This window comes from Allonocardiopsis opalescens, assembly GCF_003002095.1.
Lineage (GTDB): Bacteria > Actinomycetota > Actinomycetes > Streptosporangiales > Streptosporangiaceae > Allonocardiopsis > Allonocardiopsis opalescens.
The window spans coordinates 294,597-315,069 of sequence record NZ_PVZC01000003.1 but is presented as its reverse complement, the minus strand read 5'-3'; the positions used below and the strand labels follow the sequence as shown (position 1 = coordinate 315,069).

The 20,473-nt window shown below is 75.2% G+C and carries 19 protein-coding genes; 6 read left to right on the top strand and 13 right to left on the bottom strand.

From position 1 onward, the window contains the following. Nucleotides 1-127 precede the first annotated feature (127 nt). Nucleotides 128-778, top strand: coding sequence for a hypothetical protein (locus tag CLV72_RS11560; protein ID WP_211302820.1), 651 nt, complete (start codon nt 128-130; stop codon nt 776-778). Between the two features lie 96 nt (nt 779-874). Further along, nucleotides 875-2,635 (top strand): SpoIIE family protein phosphatase, encoded by a 1,761-nt coding sequence (locus CLV72_RS11555; RefSeq protein WP_106244514.1) that lies wholly within the window; start codon nt 875-877, stop codon nt 2,633-2,635. 26 nt (nt 2,636-2,661) lie between these two features. Here CLV72_RS11555 and CLV72_RS11550 read toward each other — a convergent pair whose 3' ends face one another. The 11 genes from CLV72_RS11550 to CLV72_RS11500 form a co-directional block, all read right to left on the bottom strand. Next, nucleotides 2,662-4,086, bottom strand: a complete 1,425-nt coding sequence (locus CLV72_RS11550) for an Nramp family divalent metal transporter (protein WP_106244512.1) — start codon at nt 4,084-4,086, stop codon at nt 2,662-2,664. Between the two features lie 226 nt (nt 4,087-4,312). Further along, the gene (locus tag CLV72_RS11545; protein ID WP_106244509.1) at nt 4,313-5,473 is read right to left on the bottom strand and encodes an enolase C-terminal domain-like protein; all 1,161 of its coding nucleotides are present in this window, start codon (nt 5,471-5,473) and stop codon (nt 4,313-4,315) included. A gap of 66 nt (nt 5,474-5,539) precedes the next feature. After that, nucleotides 5,540-6,487 (bottom strand): phosphoglycerate dehydrogenase, encoded by a 948-nt coding sequence (locus CLV72_RS11540; protein ID WP_106245446.1) that lies wholly within the window; start codon nt 6,485-6,487, stop codon nt 5,540-5,542. Beyond that, the gene (locus CLV72_RS11535; protein WP_106244507.1) at nt 6,484-7,713 is read right to left on the bottom strand and encodes a sialidase family protein; all 1,230 of its coding nucleotides are present in this window, start codon (nt 7,711-7,713) and stop codon (nt 6,484-6,486) included. Before CLV72_RS11535 ends, CLV72_RS11540 begins: the two co-directional genes overlap by 4 nt. Further along, nucleotides 7,710-8,480 (bottom strand): HpcH/HpaI aldolase family protein, encoded by a 771-nt coding sequence (locus CLV72_RS11530; protein WP_106244505.1) that lies wholly within the window; start codon nt 8,478-8,480, stop codon nt 7,710-7,712. Before CLV72_RS11530 ends, CLV72_RS11535 begins: the two co-directional genes overlap by 4 nt. A gap of 59 nt (nt 8,481-8,539) precedes the next feature. Beyond that, nucleotides 8,540-9,538: an aldo/keto reductase gene (locus CLV72_RS11525; RefSeq protein ID WP_106244502.1), complete on the bottom strand. Its 999-nt coding sequence runs from the start codon at nt 9,536-9,538 to the stop codon at nt 8,540-8,542. After that, a complete protein-coding gene (locus CLV72_RS33205) occupies nt 9,535-10,380 on the bottom strand; it encodes an ATP-binding cassette domain-containing protein (RefSeq protein ID WP_106244500.1) in 846 nt (281 codons plus the stop codon). The genes CLV72_RS11525 and CLV72_RS33205 overlap by 4 nt, the downstream gene beginning before the upstream one ends. After that, nucleotides 10,377-11,273 (bottom strand): ABC transporter ATP-binding protein, encoded by an 897-nt coding sequence (locus CLV72_RS33200; RefSeq protein WP_106244498.1) that lies wholly within the window; start codon nt 11,271-11,273, stop codon nt 10,377-10,379. The genes CLV72_RS33205 and CLV72_RS33200 overlap by 4 nt, the downstream gene beginning before the upstream one ends. Then, the gene (locus CLV72_RS33610; RefSeq protein ID WP_106244495.1) at nt 11,270-12,220 is read right to left on the bottom strand and encodes an ABC transporter permease; all 951 of its coding nucleotides are present in this window, start codon (nt 12,218-12,220) and stop codon (nt 11,270-11,272) included. Before CLV72_RS33610 ends, CLV72_RS33200 begins: the two co-directional genes overlap by 4 nt. Beyond that, nucleotides 12,217-13,152, bottom strand: a complete 936-nt coding sequence (locus CLV72_RS11505) for an ABC transporter permease (RefSeq protein WP_106244493.1) — start codon at nt 13,150-13,152, stop codon at nt 12,217-12,219. Before CLV72_RS11505 ends, CLV72_RS33610 begins: the two co-directional genes overlap by 4 nt. A gap of 3 nt (nt 13,153-13,155) precedes the next feature. Further along, nucleotides 13,156-14,733, bottom strand: a complete 1,578-nt coding sequence (locus CLV72_RS11500; RefSeq protein WP_106244491.1) for an ABC transporter substrate-binding protein — start codon at nt 14,731-14,733, stop codon at nt 13,156-13,158. Between the two features lie 562 nt (nt 14,734-15,295). Here CLV72_RS11500 and pdxA point away from each other — a divergent pair. Both pdxA and CLV72_RS11490 read left to right on the top strand, forming a co-directional pair. Beyond that, nucleotides 15,296-16,303: a 4-hydroxythreonine-4-phosphate dehydrogenase PdxA gene (gene pdxA / locus CLV72_RS11495; protein ID WP_106244488.1), complete on the top strand. Its 1,008-nt coding sequence runs from the start codon at nt 15,296-15,298 to the stop codon at nt 16,301-16,303. 10 nt (nt 16,304-16,313) lie between these two features. Next, nucleotides 16,314-17,099: a DeoR/GlpR family DNA-binding transcription regulator gene (locus CLV72_RS11490; RefSeq protein WP_106244486.1), complete on the top strand. Its 786-nt coding sequence runs from the start codon at nt 16,314-16,316 to the stop codon at nt 17,097-17,099. Here the strand turns inward: CLV72_RS11490 and CLV72_RS11485 are convergent. Further along, nucleotides 17,096-17,731 carry a TetR/AcrR family transcriptional regulator gene (locus CLV72_RS11485; RefSeq protein ID WP_106244484.1) on the bottom strand — a complete coding sequence of 212 codons (636 nt, stop codon included), beginning with the start codon at nt 17,729-17,731 and terminating at the stop codon, nt 17,096-17,098. The genes CLV72_RS11490 and CLV72_RS11485 overlap by 4 nt on opposite strands. 77 nt (nt 17,732-17,808) lie before the next feature. Here CLV72_RS11485 and CLV72_RS11480 point away from each other — a divergent pair, with 77 nt between their 5' ends. Both CLV72_RS11480 and CLV72_RS11475 read left to right on the top strand, forming a co-directional pair. Beyond that, nucleotides 17,809-18,216: a RidA family protein gene (locus CLV72_RS11480; protein WP_106244481.1), complete on the top strand. Its 408-nt coding sequence runs from the start codon at nt 17,809-17,811 to the stop codon at nt 18,214-18,216. Nucleotides 18,217-18,290: 74 nt separating this feature from the next. Further along, nucleotides 18,291-18,806 (top strand): DUF4240 domain-containing protein, encoded by a 516-nt coding sequence (locus tag CLV72_RS11475; RefSeq protein WP_106244479.1) that lies wholly within the window; start codon nt 18,291-18,293, stop codon nt 18,804-18,806. Nucleotides 18,807-19,175: 369 nt separating this feature from the next. On the opposite strand, the gene CLV72_RS11470 is transcribed toward CLV72_RS11475, so the two are convergent. Then, nucleotides 19,176-20,357 carry a four-carbon acid sugar kinase family protein gene (locus tag CLV72_RS11470; protein WP_106244476.1) on the bottom strand — a complete coding sequence of 394 codons (1,182 nt, stop codon included), beginning with the start codon at nt 20,355-20,357 and terminating at the stop codon, nt 19,176-19,178. Between the last annotated feature and the right edge of the window lie 116 nt (nt 20,358-20,473).

Below are 20,473 nucleotides of genomic sequence, written 5' to 3'. Positions count from 1 at the left end.
CGTGACCGCATTGGTCCCGCACGCTTCCGACACCTGATTGCGTCTTGTGCGTACGCGTTCGAACGCGTAAGACTTAGGCGTCCGCCGCGATTCCCTATCGGCACCGGCGAGCCGGACCGACACCTCCGTGCTGACCGAGGAGCGGGAGGGTCCGCGGCTGCTGCTGCTCGGCGGCCGCAGCTGGCGGGTGACCTACGTCGACTGGACCCGGCGCCGGGCCTTCGTCGAACCGGCCGAGGGCGGCGGGGTGGCCAGGTGGACCGGCGCCGGCGCCGCGGGGCTGTCGTTCGAGCTGACCCGGGCGATGCGGGAGGCGCTGCTGGGCGCCGATCCCCCGGTGCGGCTCACGCACCGCGCCGGGACCGCGCTGGCCGCCCTCCGCGCGGAGCGCGGCGCCCCGACCGCGCACCCGGGCGGCACCCTGGTGACCCGCGAGGGCGAGGACGTCCGCTGGTGGACCTGGGCCGGCTTCCGCGCCAATGCCACGCTCACCGCGAGTCTGTCCGCGGTGGCCGACCCCGTCCAGCGCCCCACCGACCTGGCCGTCCGCCTGCGCCCGGACCTCACCGCCGCCTCCTGGGCCGCCGCCCGCCAGGCCGTCGCGGCGGACGGCCCCCTCGTCCTCCCCGACGTCGACCCCCGGGCGGTCCACGGCCTGAAGTTCGCCGCGGTCCTGCCGGAGCGCCTGGCCGCGGCCACGGTGGCGGCCCGGCTCGCCGACTTCGACGGGGCCCGCAGGGTCCTGGGCGAGCCGGTGCGGCTCCAGATCGCGCGGTGACGCGCCCGTCTCGGGCGGGTGGCGCCGGGGCGGGGCGGTCGGCCGGTCGAAGCGGCGGCGGGTGGGTAGCTGCGGGACCGGAGAAAGGGGGCGGCCATGGCGGGCCTTGGGGAGGACGGCCATGTCCCGGCGGGTGCTCGGGCCGATCCGGAGCTGGCGCACAAGGTCATGGCGGGATTGAACGCGGCGGTGTACACGACCGACGAGCAGGAGCGGATCGTCGCGGTCAATCCGCGGGCCGAGGAGCTGCTGGGGCGCTCGGCGGCGGAGTGCGTCGGCCGGGACGCCCACGAGCTGCTGCACCGGGACGCGCGGGGGCGTACGCTGCCGCGGGCGCGGTGCCAGGTGATGGCGGCCCTGCTCACCAGCGCAGTGGCGCAGGGCGGCAGCAAGTGGTTCGCACGCGGCGACGGCACCGTGCTGCCCGTCGTCTGGATCGTCACGCCGTACGAGGGGCCCGACGGCACCGCCGCGGCGGCGGTGATCTTCGACCGGCGCGACGCGGGCGCGGAGGAGCGACCCGCGGAGGACGCCGCGGAGGGGCGGGCGGACATCGCCGCGGACCTGTCGCTGCTGACCGAGGTCACCGAGGTGCTGACCTCCACCCTGGAGGTGGCTGAGGCGCTGCGGCGGCTGGTGCGGCTGGTGACCCCCCGCCTGGCCGACTGGGCGGTCATCGACCTGATCAGGGAGGACGACGAGCTGGAGCGCGTGGCGGTGGTCCGGTGCCGCGACGGCGTCCACACCAGGATGCCGGAGTTCGAGGGGCCGCTGCCCCCGGTCCCGGCGGCGTCGGCGATGCCGCTGTCGCGCGTGCTGCGCGGCGCCCCGGCGACGCGGATCCGCGCGGAGGACTACACGGTGCCGCCGGACACCGGCCTGGCGGTCGCGCAGCGTGAGCTGTTCACCCGGGCGGGCTTGCGCACGGCGGTCGCCGCGTCGCTGCGCGGTCCGCTGGAAGGGGTGTTCGGCGCGCTGACCCTGGGCCGCGGCGGCCCGCGGCCGGACTTCACCACCACGGAGCTCGCGCTGGTCGAGGACATCGCCCGCCGGGCGGGCCACGCGATGGAGCACGCCCGCCTGTACGAGCGGCAGCGGCGGGTGGCCGAGACCATGCAGCGCTACCTGCTGCCGCCGATGCCCGAGGTCCCCGGCCTGGAGATGGGCGCGCTGTACCGGCCCGCGGCGCACACCGCCGAGGTCGGCGGCGACTGGTACGACACCTTCATGCTCCCCGACGGGGCGACCACGCTGGTCATCGGTGACGTGGTCGGGCACGACCTGCAGGCCGCGGCGCACATGGCCGAGGTGCGCACGCTGCTGCGCGCCTTCGCCTGGGACCATGAGGAGCCGCCGAGCATGATCATCGGCCGCCTGGACCAGGCCCTGCTGAACATCAGCCGCGTCCCCATGGTGACCCTGGTGTTCGCCCGGGTGGAGGGCGAGCCGGACGGGCCGCGCCGGCTGCGCTGGTCCAACGCCGGCCACCCCCCTCCGCTGGTGGTGGGCTGGGACGGCCAGACCCGGTTCCTGGACGGTGAGCAGGACGCCCTGCTCGGCACCGGCGTCCCTTTGCAGCGCGTGGACACGGTCACCCCGCTGGCGCCGATGAGCGTCGTGCTGTTCTACACCGACGGCCTCGTCGAGGTCCCCGGCCGGTCCCTGGACGAAGGGCTGGACCGGCTGCGCGCCACCGCCGCCACGCTGGCCCGCCGCCCCCTCGGCGACTTCTGCGACCGGCTCGTGGAGCGGGTCGCCACTGAGCAGAACAGGGACGACATCGCGCTGATCGCGGTGCGGGTGCTCGGCACCGCCGGAACGGCGCCGGCGGCGGCGGTGCGGCGCCCGCCCGGCTGAGCGGGCGCCGCACGACACCGGTCAGGTCACTCCCCGAAGCCGATGCCGAAGACCTCCAGGGTGCTGTAGACGCCGAGGACGGCGATGGCCGCGCTGCTGAGGGCGAGGGCGGCGGTGAGCCAGGGGTTGGCGCGGTAGCGCGGGGCGACCTCGGTGGTGCGGAGCTTCCAGACGGCGATCACGACGGCGATGAGGAAGATGCCGGTGGCGATGCCGCCGATCTGGACCATGACCACCGGGGACTGGATGAAGAGGTAGAAGGAGGCCCACAGCGGCGGGAAGCAGCAGGTGAGGATGCGGATGGTGCGGCGGCGGACGGCGACGTCGTTCCAGTCGATGACACCGAGCAGGCCGAGGGTGTTCGTCCACAGCCTGGGGACGCTCGCGGTGGAGCCGATGTTGGTGGACCACAGCACGGCGATGGCCCCGATCAGGAACAGGTACTGCGCCCAGGGGCCCATGGTGTCGGTGTACATCCGGGCGAGGGTGGTGATCATGTCGTTGCCCTCGGGGACGAGGCCCTGGGGGTGCAGCACCGAGGCGCCGATGACGTAGAAGGCCAGGGTGCACAGCGTGCAGACCAGCCAGGAGACCAGCACGTCCAGGCGCATCACCCGCAGCCAGCCCTCGGCGCGGCGGGCGCGGGCCTCGGTGCCGTCGTCGGGGCCGGTCCAGCGGCCGTAGCCCTTCTCCAGGCACCAGTAGGTGTAGGTCGTCATCTCGTCGGCGCCCACGCCCGTCATGCCGAACATCGCCACGGCGATGCCGATGGTCCCGGCGGGGATGGCGAAGCTCAGGCCGGTGCCGAGTTCGTCCCAGCCGTAGCCGAACTCCGTCAGCGGCAGGCCGAGGGCGAGGCCGACGGTGGAGAGGGTGAAGATCCCGACCGAGACGGCGGCGGCGCGCTCCACGATGGTGTACTTGCTGCTCTGCAGCAGCGCGATGGTGGTCACCGTGACGATAACCGTCCACACCAGCAGCGACGGGAAGCTCAGCGCCTCGCCGTAGATCGGCCACAGGATGGACAGGGCGGCGGCGGTGCCGCCGATGATGCCGCCGCGCTGCAGCATCTTGGCGAAGTCCATCCCGATCCACAGCCAGTTGATCCAGCCGACCCGACCGATGCGCGGGCCGACCTGGCTGTAGCCCTGGAGGGCCGTCTTGCCGGTGAGGATGGTCCAGCAGGCCAGCTCCATCTGCACCCAGACCTTGACCGCGGTGCTGATGATGACCAGCCACAGCAGCACGAAGCCGGCCCGGGCGCCCAGCGAGGTGGTGACGATCAGCTCGCCCGAGCCGACCACGGCGGCCGAGAGGATCAGGCCGGGTCCCAGGTAGCGCAGCCGGCCGGCGAAGGTGGTCGGCGCCTCGCGGACGTCCTCGGGCCGCAGCTTGTACGGGTCGGGGGTGTCGGGGGCGGCGGCCTGGGCCGCCGCGGTCTCGTTGGACATCGGTGGGCTTCCTTCGCGGTCGGAGCGGGGTCGGGTGGGAGCGGGGCCGCGCCGGGACGCCGGGCGGGGCGGACGCGTCCGCCGGTCCGCGCCTCGGGGGTGCGGCGCGGAGGCCGGCCGGCGGCCCTGGGGTGGCGGGCCCGGCCGGGTCGGCGGAGTGCGGAGGCCTTCGGAGGGGCTGCGCGCCCGTCCCACGGGGGGCGGGGACGGCCGCGGCGGGCCGGGCTCAGCCGAACTCGCGGGTCTCCACGGTGTGGGCCCCGATGGCGTCCCAGTCGTAGGCGACGCCCAGGCCGGGGCCCTCGGGGACGGGGACGCAGCCGTCGGCGTCGACGGCGGTGAGGCCGTCGCGGTAGTCGTCGGCGTAGACGAGCCGGCTGCGGCCGATCTCGGTGGACTTGGGGTGCACGAAGGACATCTCGTAGTAGTTGGTGTTGCGGATGGAGGCCATCAGCTGGCGCTGGGCCGGGCCCGGAGTATGCAGCTCCACGTCCAGGCCGAAGCCCTCGGCCGCGTGGGCGATCTTGAGGGCGCCGGTGATGCCGCCGTCGTACTCGGCGTCGGCGCGGACGAAGTCGGTGCCGCCCCCGGCGATGAAGTCGACGTGCGCCTCCAGGCCGCGCACGTGCTCGGTCTGCAGCAGCGGGGTGCGGATCAGCCGGCGCAGCCGCCGGTGGCCCTCGATGGAGATCCCGGTGTCCTTGTAGGGGTCCTCCAGCCACAGGTAGCCCGCCTCGTCGCAGGCGCGGCCGATCTGGACGGCGTGCGCGAAGGTCTCCAGCTTGGAGCCGGGGTCGAGCATCAGGTCCATGTCCGGGCCGACGGCCTCGCGCACCGCGGCGATGGTGCGGACGACCTCGGGCACGGTGTAGTCGTCCCACACGTGCAGCTTGTAGGCGCGGTAGCCGATCTCCTTGCACCGCACCGCGAAGTCGGCGTAGGCCTCGGGGCTGTCCAGCCCGCCGGAGCGGTCGCCCGCGGCGGTGGAGGCGTAGGCGGGCAGCCGGGTCTTCCAGCCGCCGAGCAGGGTGCGCACCGGGACGTTGAAGGCACGCCCGGCCAGGTCCCACAGCGGGATGTCGATGAGGCCCATGCCCATCTTGTCGAACTTGCGCAGCTGCCGCTTGATGTCGTTGTAGAGCAGTTCGCGCTGGAAGGGGTCCTTGCCGATGAGGTAGTCGCCGAACATGTTCAGCTGGGCGGCGGCGACGGAGTTGCCGCCGACGTACTCGCCGACCACGCCCTCGTCGGTGTAGACCCGCACCGCGTAGGCGCTGACCGGCTTGCGGCTGCCCGGCTCGTACACCAGCGAGAAGCCGGTCGGGTGCTTGGTGAAGTCCTTCATCTCGAACTTGGCCCGGTCGATCCGGACGCGCTCGATCCTCATCGGCTGCTCTTCCTCCTCGCGCCGGCCGGGCACGGCCGGTCCGGGGCTGGTCGGTGGGGCGGGCGGTCAGACGGCGGCGTGCCTGGGCTCCTCGCCGCCGAGCACGCGCACGACGTCCTCGGCGACCATCAGGCCCATCGCCTGGTTGGCCGCGTGGCCGCAGGCGGCGATGTGGGAGGTCAGCACCACGTTGGGCGCGGCCCGCAGCGGGCTGTCGCCCAGCGGCTCCACCGCGAAGGCGTCCAGCGCCGCCGCGCCGAGGTGGCCGGAGGCCAGGAGGTCGGCGAGGGCAGCCTCGTCGACCAGGCCGCCGCGCGCCGCGTTGACCAGGCAGGCGCCCGGCCGCATCGAGGCCAGGCGGTCGCGGTCGAGCAGCGGCGGCGCGCCGGGCTCGGCCGGCAGGTGCAGGCTGACGATGTCGGCGCCGGCCAGCAGGGTGCCGAGGTCCACCGGGCGCACGCCCTCCCCGGCGAAGGCGCCGGGCGCGAGGAAGGGGTCGTGCGCGATGACGTCCATGCCGAAGGCCCGCGCGTAGCCGGCCAGCAGCCGGCCGATCCGGCCGAAGCCGACGATGCCGAGGGTGCGCCCGTGCAGCTCGGGGCCGAAGTGCTTGGGCCACACGCCGGCCAGTACCTCGGTGTGGGTGCGGGTGATCTGCCGGGTGGCGTCCAGGATCAGCCCGAAGGTCAGCTCGGCGACGGCGCGGGAGTTGCCGCCGGGGGCGTAGACCACCCGGACGCCGCGCTCCCGCGCGGCCGCCAGGTCGATGTTGTCCACGCCCACTCCGTGCTTGGCGATGACGCGCAGCCGGGGCCCGGCCGCCATCACCTCGGCGGTGATCGGGTCGAGGCCGACGATCAGCGCGTCGGTCTCCGGCATCCGCGCCAGCAGCTCGGCGGCGGGCAGCGCGCGGTCGGCGCAGGGGCGCACCGGGGCGGCGCCGGCCCGCTCCAGCACCCGCCACGGCTCGTCGGAGAAGCGGCCGAAGGTCGGGGTGGTGATCAGGGTGCTCACGCCGGGGGCCGCCGCTCCGACGGGTCCGCGGCCGCCCACTCGGGGGAGACCTGGACGTGCTTGATGGCGCGCCGGTGGTAGGTGAAGGCGATCTGCAGCAGGCCGTCGGAGGTCTGCACGACGGAGGGGTAGGACAGCTCCCGGTTGAGCCCGTCGCGGGAGTTGTTGGTCATGCAGTAGCCGTTGCCGGTCTCCAGGTTCCGCCGCAGCGGCCAGCTGCGCCCGCCGTCCGCGGAGATCGCGAGGGTGAGCGGCGCCCGGGGGGCGCCCCAGAAGGCGGCGCCGGCGGCGGGCGGCCCGCCGGCCGGGGCGGGGGCGGACGCGGCGGCCAGTCCGTCCCCGTCGATCTCGTCGTAGAGCGAGACGCGGCGCTCGGTGGCGTCGGCCCTGCTGCTCGCGTTGTACACCAGCGCCACCCGCCCGTCGCGCAGCCGGACGGCCTGGATGGAGGAGTTGTTGTTGGGCAGCTCGGTGGGCTCGGGCCGCGTCCAGCTGCGCCCGCCGTCGTCGGAGCGGGCGGCGTGGACGGCGTCGGCCCGCCGGCTGCGGAAGAGCGCGAGCAGGGTGCCGTCGTCCAGCGGCACGATGTTCATGTGCACGCACCCGGTGCTGCCGGGCACCGGATGGTGCGTCCAGCTCGCGCCCTGGTCGTCGGAGACCAGCACCCCGCTGGTGTCGAGGTCGCCGACCCAGCGGCCGGCGGGGGGCCGCACGCAGTGGAAGACCGGCAGCAGCCAGCGTTCGGGGGCGAGCACCACCACGGGCTGCCGGACGAACACCCCGCCCGACCCCGACGCCGGGACCAGCGTGCGCACCGGCCCCCAGCTTTGGCCGCCGTCGCCCGACACCCGCTCGCGCACCTCGGCGGTGTCCTGGTCGCCGGCGTGCTGGGCGGTGTAGAGCAGCCGCAGCGTGCCGTCGGGTGCGGCGAACAGCAGCGGGTTCTGCTCGGAGCGGGTGCCGTCGTCCGACAGCCGCACCGGCTCCGACCAGCCCTCGCCGCCCGGCGCCAGCCGGGAGAACCAGACGGAGATGTCGGCGACGCCCTCCTGGGTGCCGCCGAACCACACGCAGCCCAGGTCGCCGCCGGGCAGCACGGCCAGGTTGGCGGCGTGCGCCTGGACGGTGGGCGCCGGCAGGAAGGCGTCGCGGCGGCCGGGATCGCCGGGCACCGGGCGCAGCCGCCCGTCGGTGGGGAGGGCGGGGGCCGGGGCGCCGCCGCTCACGCGGCACCGCCGCGGGCCGCGTCCAGGTGCGCGGCGGCCGCCTGGTCCAGGTGCACCAGGTCGGAGGCGACGGTGGCGAAGGTGAAGCCCTCGGCCAGCCGCCGGGCGGCCACCTCGCCGGCCGGGGTGTGGATACCGGCCGCGATCCCGGCCGCCTCGGCGGCCTTGCGGACCCGCAGCACGGCGGCGTCGAAGACCTCGTCCACGGCCGGGTCGGTGGAGGTGGCGCCGCCGACGGCCAGCCGCAGGTCCGAGGGGCCGAGGTAGATGCCGTCCAGGCCGGGCGTGGCGCAGATCGCCTCCACGTTCTCCAGGCCGCGCCGGGTCTCGATCATCGCCAGCACCAGGGTGGCGGCGTCGGCCTCGGCGGGCTTGGGGCCCACCCGCAGCATGGAGCGCATCGGCCCGTAGGAGCGGATGCCGTGCGGCGGGTAGCGGGTGGCGGCGACGGCGGCCGCGGCGTCCTCGGCGGTGTCGATGAGCGGCACGATCACGCCGCCCGCGCCGGCGTCCAGGGCGCGGCCGATGGGGGCGGCGTCATTGCTCTCGACCCGCACCAGGCCGACGGAGGCGCCGCCCGCGTCGATGGCGAGCAGGTTGTTGAGCATCCCGGAGTAGCCGAAGAGGCCGTGCTGGGCGTCCAGCGCGATGTAGTCGTAGCCCAGCCGGGCGAGGCGCTCGACGGCGACCGGCGCGTCCAGCAGCGCCCAGTAGCCGATGGCCTTCTCGCGGTTGCGGATCCTGCGGGCGAACTCGGCCGCGGTCATACGGTGCACAGCTCCTTCGGTTCGGTGGGTGGGGCGGGGGTGGGCCGGGCGGGTGCCGGTCACCGGTTGTAGGCGGGCATCGGCCCGTTGAGCGCAGCGCCCACCTCGTCGCAGGCGGCGACCAGCTCCGCGGGCAGCGGTCCGGCCGCGACCGCGGCGAGGTTGGCGGTGAGGTGCTCGGTCCTGGAGCCGCCGAGCAGCAGGGCGCCGACGGCGGGCTTGGCCAGCAGCCAGCGCAGCGCCAGCTCGGTGAGCGGCATCCCGGCGCCGTCGGCGACCGCGGCCAGCGCGGCGACCGCGTCGAACAGCGCCGGGCTCCAGTACCGCTCCCGGTACATGCCCGCCACCCGGGAGTCGCCGAAGCGGCCGGTGGCGGGGGTCTCGCCGAAGCGGTGCCGCCCGGTGAGCAGGCCGCCGCCGAGCGGGTTGTAGACCATGGTCACCAGCCCGGTGGCCTCGGCGAACTCGACGTACTCGGCCTCGATGCGGCGCGCCAGCAGGTTGTAGAGCTGCTGGGCGACGACGGGGCGGGGCGCGCCGGCCTCGTCGGCGGCCCGGTTCAGCTCGCCGATCTGCCAGGCGGCGTAGTTGGAGACGCCCAGCGCCCCGATCCTGCCCTCGGCGACCAGTTCGGCGACGGTGCCCAGGGTCTCGGCCAGTGGGGCGGCGCGGTCGGGCTGGTGCAGGTAGAACAGGTCGACCCGCTCGGTGCCGAGCCGGCGCAGGCTGCCCTCCAGGCTCGCCCGCAGCCCCTTGGCCGACAGCGGGGAGTGCTCGCCGGCGTCGGGGTGCGGGATGCCCGCCTTGGTGGCCAGCACGATCCGGTCGCGGCGGCCGGGCAGCAGCCCGCGCAGGATCTCCTCGCTGGCGCCGCCCGCGTAGCCGTTGGCGGTGTCGACGCCGGTCACCCCGGCGTCCAGCGCGGTGTCGAGCATCCGCGCCGCGCCGGCCGCGTCGACGGTGTCGCCGAAGGTCATGGTGCCCAGCACCACCGGCGACAGCGGGGTGGCGGTCCCCGGCAGGCGGATCGGGCGGGCGGCTGTCGCGCCGTCGGTCATCGGGCGGCTCCTTCTTCGGCGGGGGCCAGCGCGGCGGCGAGCACCGCCCGCGGCTTGCGCCCCCGCATGGCGGACGGGTCCAGGGCCGCGCCCCGCAGGGCGCGCGTGTAGGGGTGCCCGGGCGCGGTGAGCACCCGGGCGGTCGGGCCGCTCTCGACGGTCCGGCCGCCGCGCATCACCATCACCTCGTCGCTGATCTCGCGGACCACGCCGAGGTTGTGCGAGATGAACAGGTAGGCGATCCCGGTCTCCCGCTGGATCTCGCGGAGCAGCTCGATCATCTGGGCCTGGACGGACACGTCCAGCGCGCTGGTCACCTCGTCGCACACCAGCACCTCGGGCCGGCTGGCCAGCGCGCGGGCGATGCCGATGCGCTGGCGCTGGCCGCCGGAGAACTCCGGCGGGCGCCGCTCCAGCGCGCTGGACGGCAGCCCGACCCGGTCGATCAGCTCGGCCGCCTCGGCGGCGCGCCGCTCCCGGGAGGCGAGGCCGCGCATCCGCAGCGGCTCGGCGACGATCTCGGCCGCCGTCATGCGCGGGTCGAGCGAGCCGTAGGGGTCCTGGAAGACCATCTGGATCTTCGGCCGCAGCGGCCGCAGCCGCCGCTCGGGCAGCCGCGCGATGTCCTGGCCGTCCAGCAGGATGCGCCCCGACACCGGGGTGAGCAGCCGCACCAGCGCGCGGGCCAGGGTGGACTTCCCGCAGCCGGACTCGCCGACGACGGCCAGGGTGCGGCCCCGGCCGACCGCGAAGCCGACGCCGTCGACGGCGCGGAACACGCCGCCGGGCACCGGGAACTCCACCACCAGGTCCTCGGCCGCCAGTACGGGGGTGTCGCTCATGACGGGTCTCCGTCCGGTCGCGCGGGCTCGTCCCGGCCGGCCGCGCCGTCCCAGCCGCCCAGGGCGGGCACCGAGCGCAGCAGCGAGCGGGTGTACTCCTCGGCGGGGGCGCCGACGATCTGCTCGACCTCGCCGCTCTCCACGAAGCGGCCGTTGCGCATGACGTGCACCCGGTCGGACACCAGCCGGGCCACGCCGAGGTCGTGGGTGATCATCAGGATGCCGACGCCGGTACTCTCCTGGAGTTCGAGCAGCAGATCGAGGATGCCCGCCTGGACGGTGACGTCCAGGGCGCTGGTGGGCTCGTCGGCGACCAGCAGCGCGGGCTCCCCGGCCAGCGCCATCGCGATCAGCACCCGCTGCAGCATCCCGCCGGACAGCTGGTGCGGGTAGGCGCGCAGACGGCGCCCGGGCTCGGGGATGCGCACCCGGTCCAGCAGTTCGACGGCGCGGGCGCGCGCCGCCGCCCGGTCCAGGCCGGGGCGGCGCAGCCGCACCACCTCCAGCAGCTGGCGGCCGACGCTGTGCACCGGGCTGAGCGCGGTCATCGGGTCCTGGGGGATGAGCGACACGGCCCGGCCGCGCAGCGCGGCGGCGGCGCGCGGGTCGGCGACCACGTCGCGGCCCTGCACGGCGACCTCGCCGGAGACCACGGCGAGCTCGTCGGGGAGCAGCCGCAGCACGCCCATGGCGGTGGTCGACTTGCCGGAGCCGGACTCGCCGATGATGGTGACGGTCTCGCCGGGGTGGACGTCGAAGGAGACGCCGTCGACGGCGCGGACCACCCCGGCGTCGGTGATCAGCTCGATCTGCAGGTCGCGCACCCGTAGCAGCGGGGCGCCGGCGGCAGTCCCGTCCGGTCCGGCGGCGGTGGTTCGCGGCGCGGCGCTCACGCGACCGCCTCCTTCCGGGCGGGGCGGCGGCGCCGGGTGCGGTCGCGCAGCCCGTCGCCGAGCAGGTTCACCCCGACCACCAGCAGCACGATGCACAGCCCCGGCAGGGTGACCAGCCACCACGAGGTGGTGATGTAGTCCTGGCCGTCGGCGATGATGCGCCCCCAGGTGGCGGCCGGGCGCTCCGGGCCCGCGCCCAGGTAGCTGAGCGCGCTCTCCAGCAGCACGGCCTGGGCGAGCAGCAGCAGGACCACCAGGGTGGCGCGCTGGGCCACGTTGGGCAGCACGTGCCGGACCAGTACGCCCAGTCGGCGCAGGCCGAGCACCCGGGCGGCGTCCACATAGGGTTTCTCCCGTTCGACCAGGACCAGCGAGCGGGTGAGCCGGGCCACCTCGGGCCACTGGGCGATGGCGATCACGAAGGTGATGACCGGTACGGACGGCCCGAACAGGGCGACGACGAGCAGCAGCATCATCAGCAGCGGCAGCGACATCTGGGCCTCCAGCAGCCGGGACACCAGCGCGTCCACCCAGCCGCCGAAGTAGCCGGCCGCCGCCCCGGCGAGGATGCCGATGATGCCGGAGACGACGACGGCCAGCAGGCCGATGGTCAGCGACACCTGCCCGCCGTGCAGCACCCGGGCCAGCAGGTCGCGGCCGAGCTGGTCGGTGCCGAACAGGTGCCCGTCGACCAGCGGCGCCAGCCGGCGCTGGTCGAGGTGCTGCTCGTTGGCGCCGGGGATCGGCAGCAGGTCGGCCAGGGCGACCGGCACGATGACCAGCAGCGCGCAGACGGCGCCCGCCCACAGCCGGGCCGTGGCGCTGCGCCGCCGCCGGGTGGCCCCGGCGCGGGCGAGGTCGCGGGCGGTGACCCGGCTGGGCCGCTGCGGCGGGCCGTCCGGGGCGGGGGCGCCGGCCGCTGGGGCGGGCGCGGAACGCGTGGTCATCGGCGGACCGCCTTCCCGACTCGGACCCGCGGATCGAACAGCGGGTAGGCGAGGTCGACGAGGAGTTGGACGAGGATGGCCAGGGCGGCGGTGACCAGGACGGTCGCCTGGATCAGCGGGTAGTCGCGGGTCTCCAGGGCGCGCACCACCAGCGAGCCGACGCCCGGCCAGGCGAAGACCACCTCGACCACGACGACCCCGTTCAGCATCGCCGCGAAGCGGGTGCCGAGCGCGGTGAGCACCGGGACCGCGGAGTTGGCCATGGCGTAGCGCCAGGTCAGCGCGGATTCGGAGACGCCGCGCGAGCGGGCGGCCGTCAGGTAGGGGGCGGCGAGGTGGACCGCCATCTCCCGGCGCACCAGCCGCGAGATCAGCGCGACCTGGAGCAGCGCCACCGTTGCGGTGGGCAGCACGATGCCGGCCCAGGTGGTGAAGCCGGAGGCGGGCAGCACCGGCAGCAGCACCGCGAAGACGGTGAGCAGCATGACGCCGCTCCAGAACTCCGGCATCGACTGCGCGGCCACGCCCGCCACATCGGCGCCCAGTTCGCGCCGGGTGCCGGCGTGCCGCGCCATCCACACGCCGAGCGGCACCGCGATCAGCGCGGTCACCAAGATCGCCGAGGTCGCCAGGGTGGTGGTGTAGGGCAGCCGCCCCATGACCACGTCGAAGGCGGGCGCCTGGAAGGAGTAGGAGGTGCCGAGGTCGCCGGTGAACAGGTCGCGGACGAAGGCGAGGTACTGCGCGGGCAGCGGCTCGGCCAGCCCCAGCTGCTCGCGGACCCGGGCCAGGTCCTCGGTGGTGGCCAGCGGCCCGGCGAAGGCGGTGGCGGGGTCGCCGGGCGCCAGCCGGATCAGCACGAACACGGCCGAGACGGTGAGGAAGACGGTGAGGGCGCTCTGGGCGAGGCGGCGCAGGACGTAGTGGGCCATGGCTCAGCCGTCCAGCCGGACCGCGGCGAGGTCGTAGCAGTTGGTGGTCTCCAGCGCCAGGCCCCGCACCCGGCGGCGCCGCGCCAGCACGGAGTTGGGGACGAAGGCCCACATGCAGGGCCAGGTGCGCCAGACGGCGTGCTGCGCCTCGGCGACCAGCGCCTGCCTGGCCTCGGCGTCGACCTCGGCGTAGGCGCGGTCGAGCAGGTCGGTGACCTCGGGGACGACGTAGCCGTGGTAGGTGTCGCGGGTCTCCTCCCGCTCGGCGGTGCCGCCGTACATGCCCTGGAGGCTGGTGATCGCGACGCCGGTGGGGGTGGCGAAGCCGTTGCCGATCACGTCCCAGTCGCCGCCGCGGCCCTGCCGCCACAGCGGGATGTCGCCGCCCGGTTCGAACTGGCGGAGGGTCACCCCGACGCCGACCTCGCGCAGCATCTGCAGCACCGCCTCCATGACCGTGGTGTCGGAGGCGAACTCGCCGGTCTCCCAGATCAGGGTCAGGTTCAGGTCACCCGCGCCGATCCCGGCGGCCGCCAGCATCTCGCGGGCCCGGCGCGGATCGTGGACGTACTCGCCGGTGGACACCGCGCCCGACAGCGATGAGGCGACGACGCCGTCGGCCGGGGTGACCGAGCCGACCAGCACGTCCTCGACCAGCCGGCGGCCGTCGACGGCGTAGCTGAGCGCCTCGCGCACCCGCACGTCGGACAGCGGGTGGTCGGGGGGCTTTCGGAAGTTGTAGAAGAGCTGGTTGATCCGGGTGCCCGGCACGCTCTCCATCTCGACCTCGGGCAGCCCGGCCAGTTGCTCGGCGGAGTCGGGCGAGATCGTGTCGATCACGTCGACCTCGCCGCTGCGCAGCGAGACCACCCGGCTGGACTCCTCGGGCAGGAAGCGGACGTCGACGGTGCGCACGGCCGGGGCCGGGCCCCAGTAGGCGTCATTGCGCCGCAGGGTGTAGGTACCGGTGCCCCGGTTGGCCGCGGTGACGGTGTAGGGGCCGGAGCCGATGCCGCTCTGCAGCTCCTCGGGGGCGTTGGCGGCGGCGGGGGTGATGAGGATGTTGGCCATCAGGTAGTCGAGCACCGGCAGCGGGCGCTCGGTGACCATCAGGAAGGTGCGGTCGTCCACGGGCTCGACCCGCGGCCACTCGGGGAAGAAGGTGGCCAGGAAGGAGCCGCTCACCTGCCGGTACATCTCCAGCGCGGTCGCGACGTCGCCGGGGGTGACCGGGGAGCCGTCGGAGTAGCGGACGCCCTCGCGCAGCCGGACCGTCCACTCGGTGGGCGCGGTCAGCTCGAAGCGGTCGGCCAGCACGGGTTCGGGGGTCAGCTCGGGGCCGATGCGGGTGAGGGCCTGGCGGACGGCCCGCTGCACAGTGACGGCGGCGTCGAACTGGTTCAGCTTGTTGTCCAGCGACACCAGCGAGCGGTTCAGCGCCAGGACCAGGGTGCCGGGGCTCGGGCCGCCGGTGGGGCCGGCGCAGGCGCCCAGCGACGGCAGCACCGCCGCGCCCGCCGCGGCGGCGCCCAGCCGCAGCAGTCCGCGCCGGGACAGCCGCGGTGCTCTCGGATGGGTCATGGATCGGCCTTCCTCCGCGTCCCTCGGGGTCCCTCGCGCTCGTCCGCCCGGGAGCGGGCGGTGGTCCGGTTAACCTCGGCGCCACGGGCTTGTTACCTGCGTCACCATGACATAATTGCGTGTTGTGCGCAATACACCTCGGCCAGATTTGCGTGATAGGCGCAGTCCGTGCTGGTCACACGCTGCGCCGCGCTCATCGCGGCGCCGCCGCGCACCAGTCCGCCCGGCACCCGCCCGGCGGGGTCCCCGGGCGCGGCGCCGCCGGCACCACTGGAGTTCCATCCTGACTGAGCAGCATAGATATCCAGATTTTACAAACGATCACCAGCTCGGTCGATGGGGCGCGGATCCGCACGCACGCGGGCGGTGAGCGGCCGGGCACACCTCGACGCGAGGTCACTTCTTTGCTTTACTGCGCGTTGTGCGCAAAAGTGGCCGCGCCCCACCGGGCGCGGCCGGACGACGGCGCGCCGCGATCCGGCGGCAGGCCGCCCCCATCCGGGGCCCGGCCCCCCGGCGCGGCCGCGGCCACGCCCGACACGGGCCGAACGGAAGGCTGAACATGAGCAACGACCTCCCGGTCATCGCGGTGACGATGGGCGACGGCGCCGGCGTCGGGCCCGAGGTCACCGTGGGGGCGCTGCTGGACGGCTCCGTCCACGCGCGCTGCCGCCCCGTGGTCGTCGGCGACGCCGCCCGGCTGCGGCAGGCCGCGCGGATCCTGGGCGCGGAGCCGGAGATCGCGGCCATCGACTCGGTGGCCGGCGCCGTCTTCGCGCCCGGCCGCATCAACGTCATCGACCTGGGGCTGCTCCCCGCGGACCTTCCCTGGGGGGAGGTCTCCGCGGTGGCCGGCGACGCCGCCTACCACTACGTCCGGGTGGCCAGCGAGCTGGCGATGGCCGGCGAGGTGCAGGGCATCTGCACGGCGCCGCTGAACAAGGAGGCGCTGCGCGCCGGCGGGCACCCCTTCCCCGGGCACACCGAACTGCTGGCGCACCTGACCGGGATCGAGGAGGTGTCGATGATGCTGTCGACGCCGACCGTGAAGGTCATCCACGTGACCACGCACATCGGGCTGATCGACGCGATCGCCCGGATCGAGCCCGGGCTGGTCGAGCGGACGGTGCGCCGCGGCCACGACGCGATCCGCCGCTCCGGCGTGGCCGAGCCGCGCATCGGCGTGTGCGGCATCAACCCGCACGCCGGGGAGAACGGCCTCTTCGGCTACGGCGAGGAGGAGACCAAGATCGTCCCGGCCATCGCCGCGCTGCGCGCCGACGGCATCGACGCCCGCGGGCCGCTGCCCGCCGACACCGCCTTCTTCCTGGCCGGGCGGGGCGACTACGAGCTGATCGTGGCGATGTACCACGACCAGGGCCACGGCCCCGTCAAGGTCCTCGGCATCGACGCCGGGGTGAACATCACCGTCGGCCTGCCGGTGATCCGCACCTCCGTCGACCACGGCACGGCCTTCGACATCGCCGGGACCGGGCGCGCCGACGTCGGTAGCATGGTCGAGGCGCTGCGCCAGGCGGCGGAGCTGTCGCCCTCCCCGCTGATGAAGTGAGAGGACGCCGATGCCCCGCGGAACCAAGGCCCGGCGCGAGGCGATCGCCCGGCTGGCGGCCACCTCCGGGCTCACCAGCGTCAGGGAGCTGTCGGCCACCTTCAAGGTGACCCCCTCCACCATCCGGCGCGACCTCGCCCAGATGGAGTCCGCCGGGGAGCTGGCGCGCACCTACGGCGGGGCGATCGCGCTGAACGCGCACCCCGAGGCGTCGCTGCGGCAGCGGCTCGGCGAGGCCTTCGAGGCCAAGCGCGCCATCGCCGCCTGGGCCGCGGCCCAGATCCGCACCGGCGAGACCGTGCTGCTGGACGCCGGGTCCACCACCGGCGCGCTCGCCCACGAGCTGCGCGGCGCACGCGAGCTGACCGTCGCCACCACCGGGCTGACCGCGCTGGAGGAGCTGGCCGGCGCCGAGCACGTCCACGTCGAGTGCCTGGGCGGCACCCTGCGCCACCTCAGCGCGGGCTTCGTCGGCCCGCTCGCCGAGGCGGCGCTCAGCCGGATGACCTTCGACCGCGCCTTCCTCGGCGCCGACGGCGTGACCGCCGACGACGGCATCTGCGAGGCGAGCCTCCAGCAGACCCGGCTCAAGGAGCTGATGGCGCGCCGCTCCGAGCGCGTCTACGTGCTGGTGCACGCCGCCAAGCTCGGCCGCAGGCCCTTCCACGCCTGGGCCCGCCTGCCCGCGCGCTGGACGCTGGTCACCGACGACCAGGCCGAGCCGGCCGCGCTCGCGCCCTTCCGCGCCGCCGACGTGGACGTGGTGGTGGTCGGCCCCGGCGGCACGGCGCGCTAGCGGCGCGCTCGGCCGTCCGGCGGATCCGGCCGCCGCCAGCCCCGCTCGACCGAGCGGCGGCACCGCTCCGGCTCGTCGCCCGCGCTGACGTACAGCGCGGTCAGCATGGGGACGCAGTGGTCGAGCGTCTCGCGCGGCAGCGGCCCGTTGGCGACCAGGGAGCCCAGGCCGTGCGCGATGGCCCAGCTCTGGATCGCCAGCTCCAGCGGGCCGGTGCCGGCCCGGAAGCGGCCGCCGTCCCGGGCCCGGCGGGCCGCCTGGACCAGGTGCTCCAGGGTGTCGTCCGCCGCCCGCAGGTCCTCCAGTTCGAAGTTCGCGTCGAACATCACCCGGTACAGGTCGGGGTGGTCCAGGGCGTTGCCGAGGTAGGCGGCGATGAGGGCGGCCAGGTCGCGCACCGGGTCGGACGAGGGCGCCAGGGCGGTGAAGCCGGCCGCCAGGCGGGTGAAGCCCTCCTGGCGCAGCGCCCGCCACACGCCGTCCATGCCGCCGAAGTAGGTGTAGACGGCCATCGTCGAGACCGAGGTGCCGGCCACCAGCGAGCGCAGGGTGATGGGCTCGCGGGTGCGGAGCATCTGCGCGGCCCGCTCGATGAGCAGGGTGCGGACCGCCGGATCCTTCGTCCTCGCCATGGGCGAACTATATAGCATTGCAATGCTATGGTTTGGCTAGCCCGAGACGCATGGGACCGCACGCACAAGGAGTCAGCATGGCCATCACCCTGGTGAACCCGGCGGGACTGCCCCAGACCGACATCTACCGGCAGGTGTCGGTCGCCACCGGCTCGCGGCTGGTGTTCATCGCCGGCCAGGTCGCCCGCGACGCCGACGGCAACCACGTCGGCGAAGGCGACCTCGCCGCCCAGGTCGAGCAGTGCTTCCTCAACCTCGGCACCGCCCTGGCCGAGGTCGGCGCCACCTTCGCCGACGTCGCGAAGCTGACCGTCTACCTCGTCGACTGGACCCCCGACAAGATGCCCCTGCTCGCCGAGGGCGCCGGCCGCACCGCCGCCAAGCTGGGCTTCACCGTCTTCCCGCCGCTCACCGGCATCGGCGTCCCCGCCCTGGCCGAACCCGACCTGCTGGTCGAGGTCGAGGCGACGGCGGTCATCGACTGAGCACCGGGCGCCCGGAACGTCGGTGCCGGCTGCTTTGCTGATCGGCGACGGCGGACGAGCGGGAGGACCATCGCGTGGACGACGCGGAGCGGCTGTGGGCGCTGGTGGAGGCGGCATGGGCGCCGCTGGGCGCGGAGGTGAACGCCGCGCGGCGGGCGCTCGCGCACCGGGCGCCGGGCGAGGACCCGTACAGCGGGCCGTCGCTGCCCCTGGTCGAGAGCGCCCTGGGCCGCTTCCTGGACGAACTCGCCGCCGCGAGCCGGGAGCTGCCGGCCGAGGAGCTGACCGCCCTGGACCGGGCGGTCGAGCGCCTGCTGCACGACATCGATCGCGCCGACATCCAGGCGGTGACCGACGGCTCCGACGACGGCTTCCTCTACGCCCGCGGCTTCATCGTCGCGCTCGGCCGGGAGTTCTACACCGCGGTCGCCCGCGACCCGCGCATGGCCGTGCTGGACGCCGAGTGCGAGCGGATGTGCTACTTCTTCGCCCACCTGCACAACAGCCGCTTCGGTCGCTTCCCCGACACCGGCTCGGGCATCTCCCGGGAGTCCTGCACCAACCCCCTGGGCTGGCCCGCCACCGGCTGACCCCGGGCCGGCGCTCGGTCGGCCCGGCCGCGGCGCAACCCGCGGCGCGCCCGGCCTGCGGCGCACCCCGGCCGCGGCACACTGCGGCCGCACCCGCGACCGGTCCCGGTCCCGGTCCCGGTCCACACGCAGACAAGGCGACGGACACCACCCTGACCAGCCAGAACCCACGCCCGCGCCGTCGTGGGGGGAGCCCCCTTGATCACCATCCTCCCAGGATGAGCACCCGACCGTCCGGACCGAACAGGATTCTGTGGATGGCGGACACCACGAACACCGGCTGTGGACGGCGCGTTCGCCATCCGGGTGCCGCGCATGGCGCGTTGCCGGCACCGCCCGCGCACACGCCCGGCTCAGGCCGCGAACACCTCAGCCGGCAGGTCCGCCGCGGACCGCCTCGGCCGCCCGGAGCAGGGCGTCCGGCGCGCCGAAGCCGCCGGCCTTGGTGACGACGCGGCGGCCGGGCAGGGCGCCGCCGACCAGGGTGCCGACGGGGATTCCGGCCGCGACCTCCCCCACCAGCGCGATCCCGCGTGCGCCGAGGGCGTCCACGACGGCGCGGGCGCCGTCGCCGCCGGTCGCCACGATCCCGGCAACCGGGTGCGCGGCGGCGAGTCCGGCCGCGAGCGCTCCGAAGCGTCGGTTCACCAGGGCGGAGCCGACCCCTGCGGCGCGCTCCTCGGGCGCCGTCAGCACCAGCAGGTCCTCCGCGTCCGCCTGCCGGCGCCGCAGCTGTTCGCACCAGTCGGCCCAGGCGGCGTCGTCGGCCAGGGCGGCGGCGGGCGGCCGCGCCACGCAGCCGGGGTGGCGCTCGGCGAGCACGGCCACCTGGGCGCGGCTGGCCGCGTGCAGGGAGGTGACGACGAGCAGCACGGGCGCGGGCACCGCGAGCTCCGCCCAGGCGCGGGCCACCGGCACCGCCAGGCCCGCCGAGCCGACCGGGATCGCGCCGTCGCCCAGCCGCGCGACGGCCGCGGCGATCCGCCGCAGGTCGGCGTCGTCCTCGGCATCGACCGCCACCACGCCGCCCGCCGCGGCGAGCGCGGCGGCGTTCGCCACCGGGTCGTCGGACTCCAGCCGCAGGTGCGCCGCCCCCAGCAGGGTGGGGACGTGGCTCTCCGCTACCGGCGTGACCGGGTCGGCGCCGAAGCCCGTCTCGGCCACCGGGACCCCGTCGACCAGCAGGACGCCGTCGCGGACCGTGCGGCCCGCCGCGGGGAAGGCTGGGCAGACCACGGCGGTGGCGGCGGGGGACCAGGCGCGGCGGACCGCGTCGATCTCGGCCCGCACGGGTCCGCGCAGGGTGGAGTCGACCTTCTTGTACAGGTGGCGGGCGCCCGCCTCCCGCAGCGTCCGGGCGGAGGCACCGGCCGCGTGCGCGGCCGTGTCGGCGCCCAGCGCGCGGGAGTCGGTGCTCACCGCGACCACCTCGGCGCCGCTCGCCCCCGGGGCGAGCAGCAGTTCGGTGGACCAGCCGGCGTGCAGGAATTGGAGGGCGGCGTCGCCGGCTCCGGTGAGGTCGTCGGCGACCACGGCGATGACAGGGCTCACAGGCCGCCTTCCTCGTGTCCGCGCGGGGCCGTCAGGGGCCGGACGGTCCGGCGCATCGCCGTGTCACCCGTCCGGGATGATGGCAATTGTACGGATAGGGCCCCGAGCGTCCCTCG

What these genes read in the sequence shown, in the direction of transcription:
- pdxA (WP_106244488.1), top strand. Translation starts at nt 15,296, where the DNA reads ATGAGCAACGACCTCCCGGTCATCGCGGTGACGATGGGCGACGGCGCC.
- CLV72_RS11500 (WP_106244491.1), bottom strand. Translation starts at nt 14,733, where the DNA reads ATGACCCATCCGAGAGCACCGCGGCTGTCCCGGCGCGGACTGCTGCGG.
- CLV72_RS33610 (WP_106244495.1), bottom strand. Translation starts at nt 12,220, where the DNA reads ATGACCACGCGTTCCGCGCCCGCCCCAGCGGCCGGCGCCCCCGCCCCG.
- CLV72_RS11550 (WP_106244512.1), bottom strand. Translation starts at nt 4,086, where the DNA reads ATGTCCAACGAGACCGCGGCGGCCCAGGCCGCCGCCCCCGACACCCCC.
- CLV72_RS33205 (WP_106244500.1), bottom strand. Translation starts at nt 10,380, where the DNA reads ATGAGCGACACCCCCGTACTGGCGGCCGAGGACCTGGTGGTGGAGTTC.
- CLV72_RS11555 (WP_106244514.1), top strand. Translation starts at nt 875, where the DNA reads ATGGCGGGCCTTGGGGAGGACGGCCATGTCCCGGCGGGTGCTCGGGCC.
- CLV72_RS11545 (WP_106244509.1), bottom strand. Translation starts at nt 5,473, where the DNA reads ATGAGGATCGAGCGCGTCCGGATCGACCGGGCCAAGTTCGAGATGAAG.
- CLV72_RS11485 (WP_106244484.1), bottom strand. Translation starts at nt 17,731, where the DNA reads ATGGCGAGGACGAAGGATCCGGCGGTCCGCACCCTGCTCATCGAGCGG.
- CLV72_RS11505 (WP_106244493.1), bottom strand. Translation starts at nt 13,152, where the DNA reads ATGGCCCACTACGTCCTGCGCCGCCTCGCCCAGAGCGCCCTCACCGTC.
- CLV72_RS11490 (WP_106244486.1), top strand. Translation starts at nt 16,314, where the DNA reads ATGCCCCGCGGAACCAAGGCCCGGCGCGAGGCGATCGCCCGGCTGGCG.
- CLV72_RS11530 (WP_106244505.1), bottom strand. Translation starts at nt 8,480, where the DNA reads ATGACCGCGGCCGAGTTCGCCCGCAGGATCCGCAACCGCGAGAAGGCC.
- CLV72_RS11525 (WP_106244502.1), bottom strand. Translation starts at nt 9,538, where the DNA reads ATGACCGACGGCGCGACAGCCGCCCGCCCGATCCGCCTGCCGGGGACC.
- CLV72_RS11480 (WP_106244481.1), top strand. Translation starts at nt 17,809, where the DNA reads ATGGCCATCACCCTGGTGAACCCGGCGGGACTGCCCCAGACCGACATC.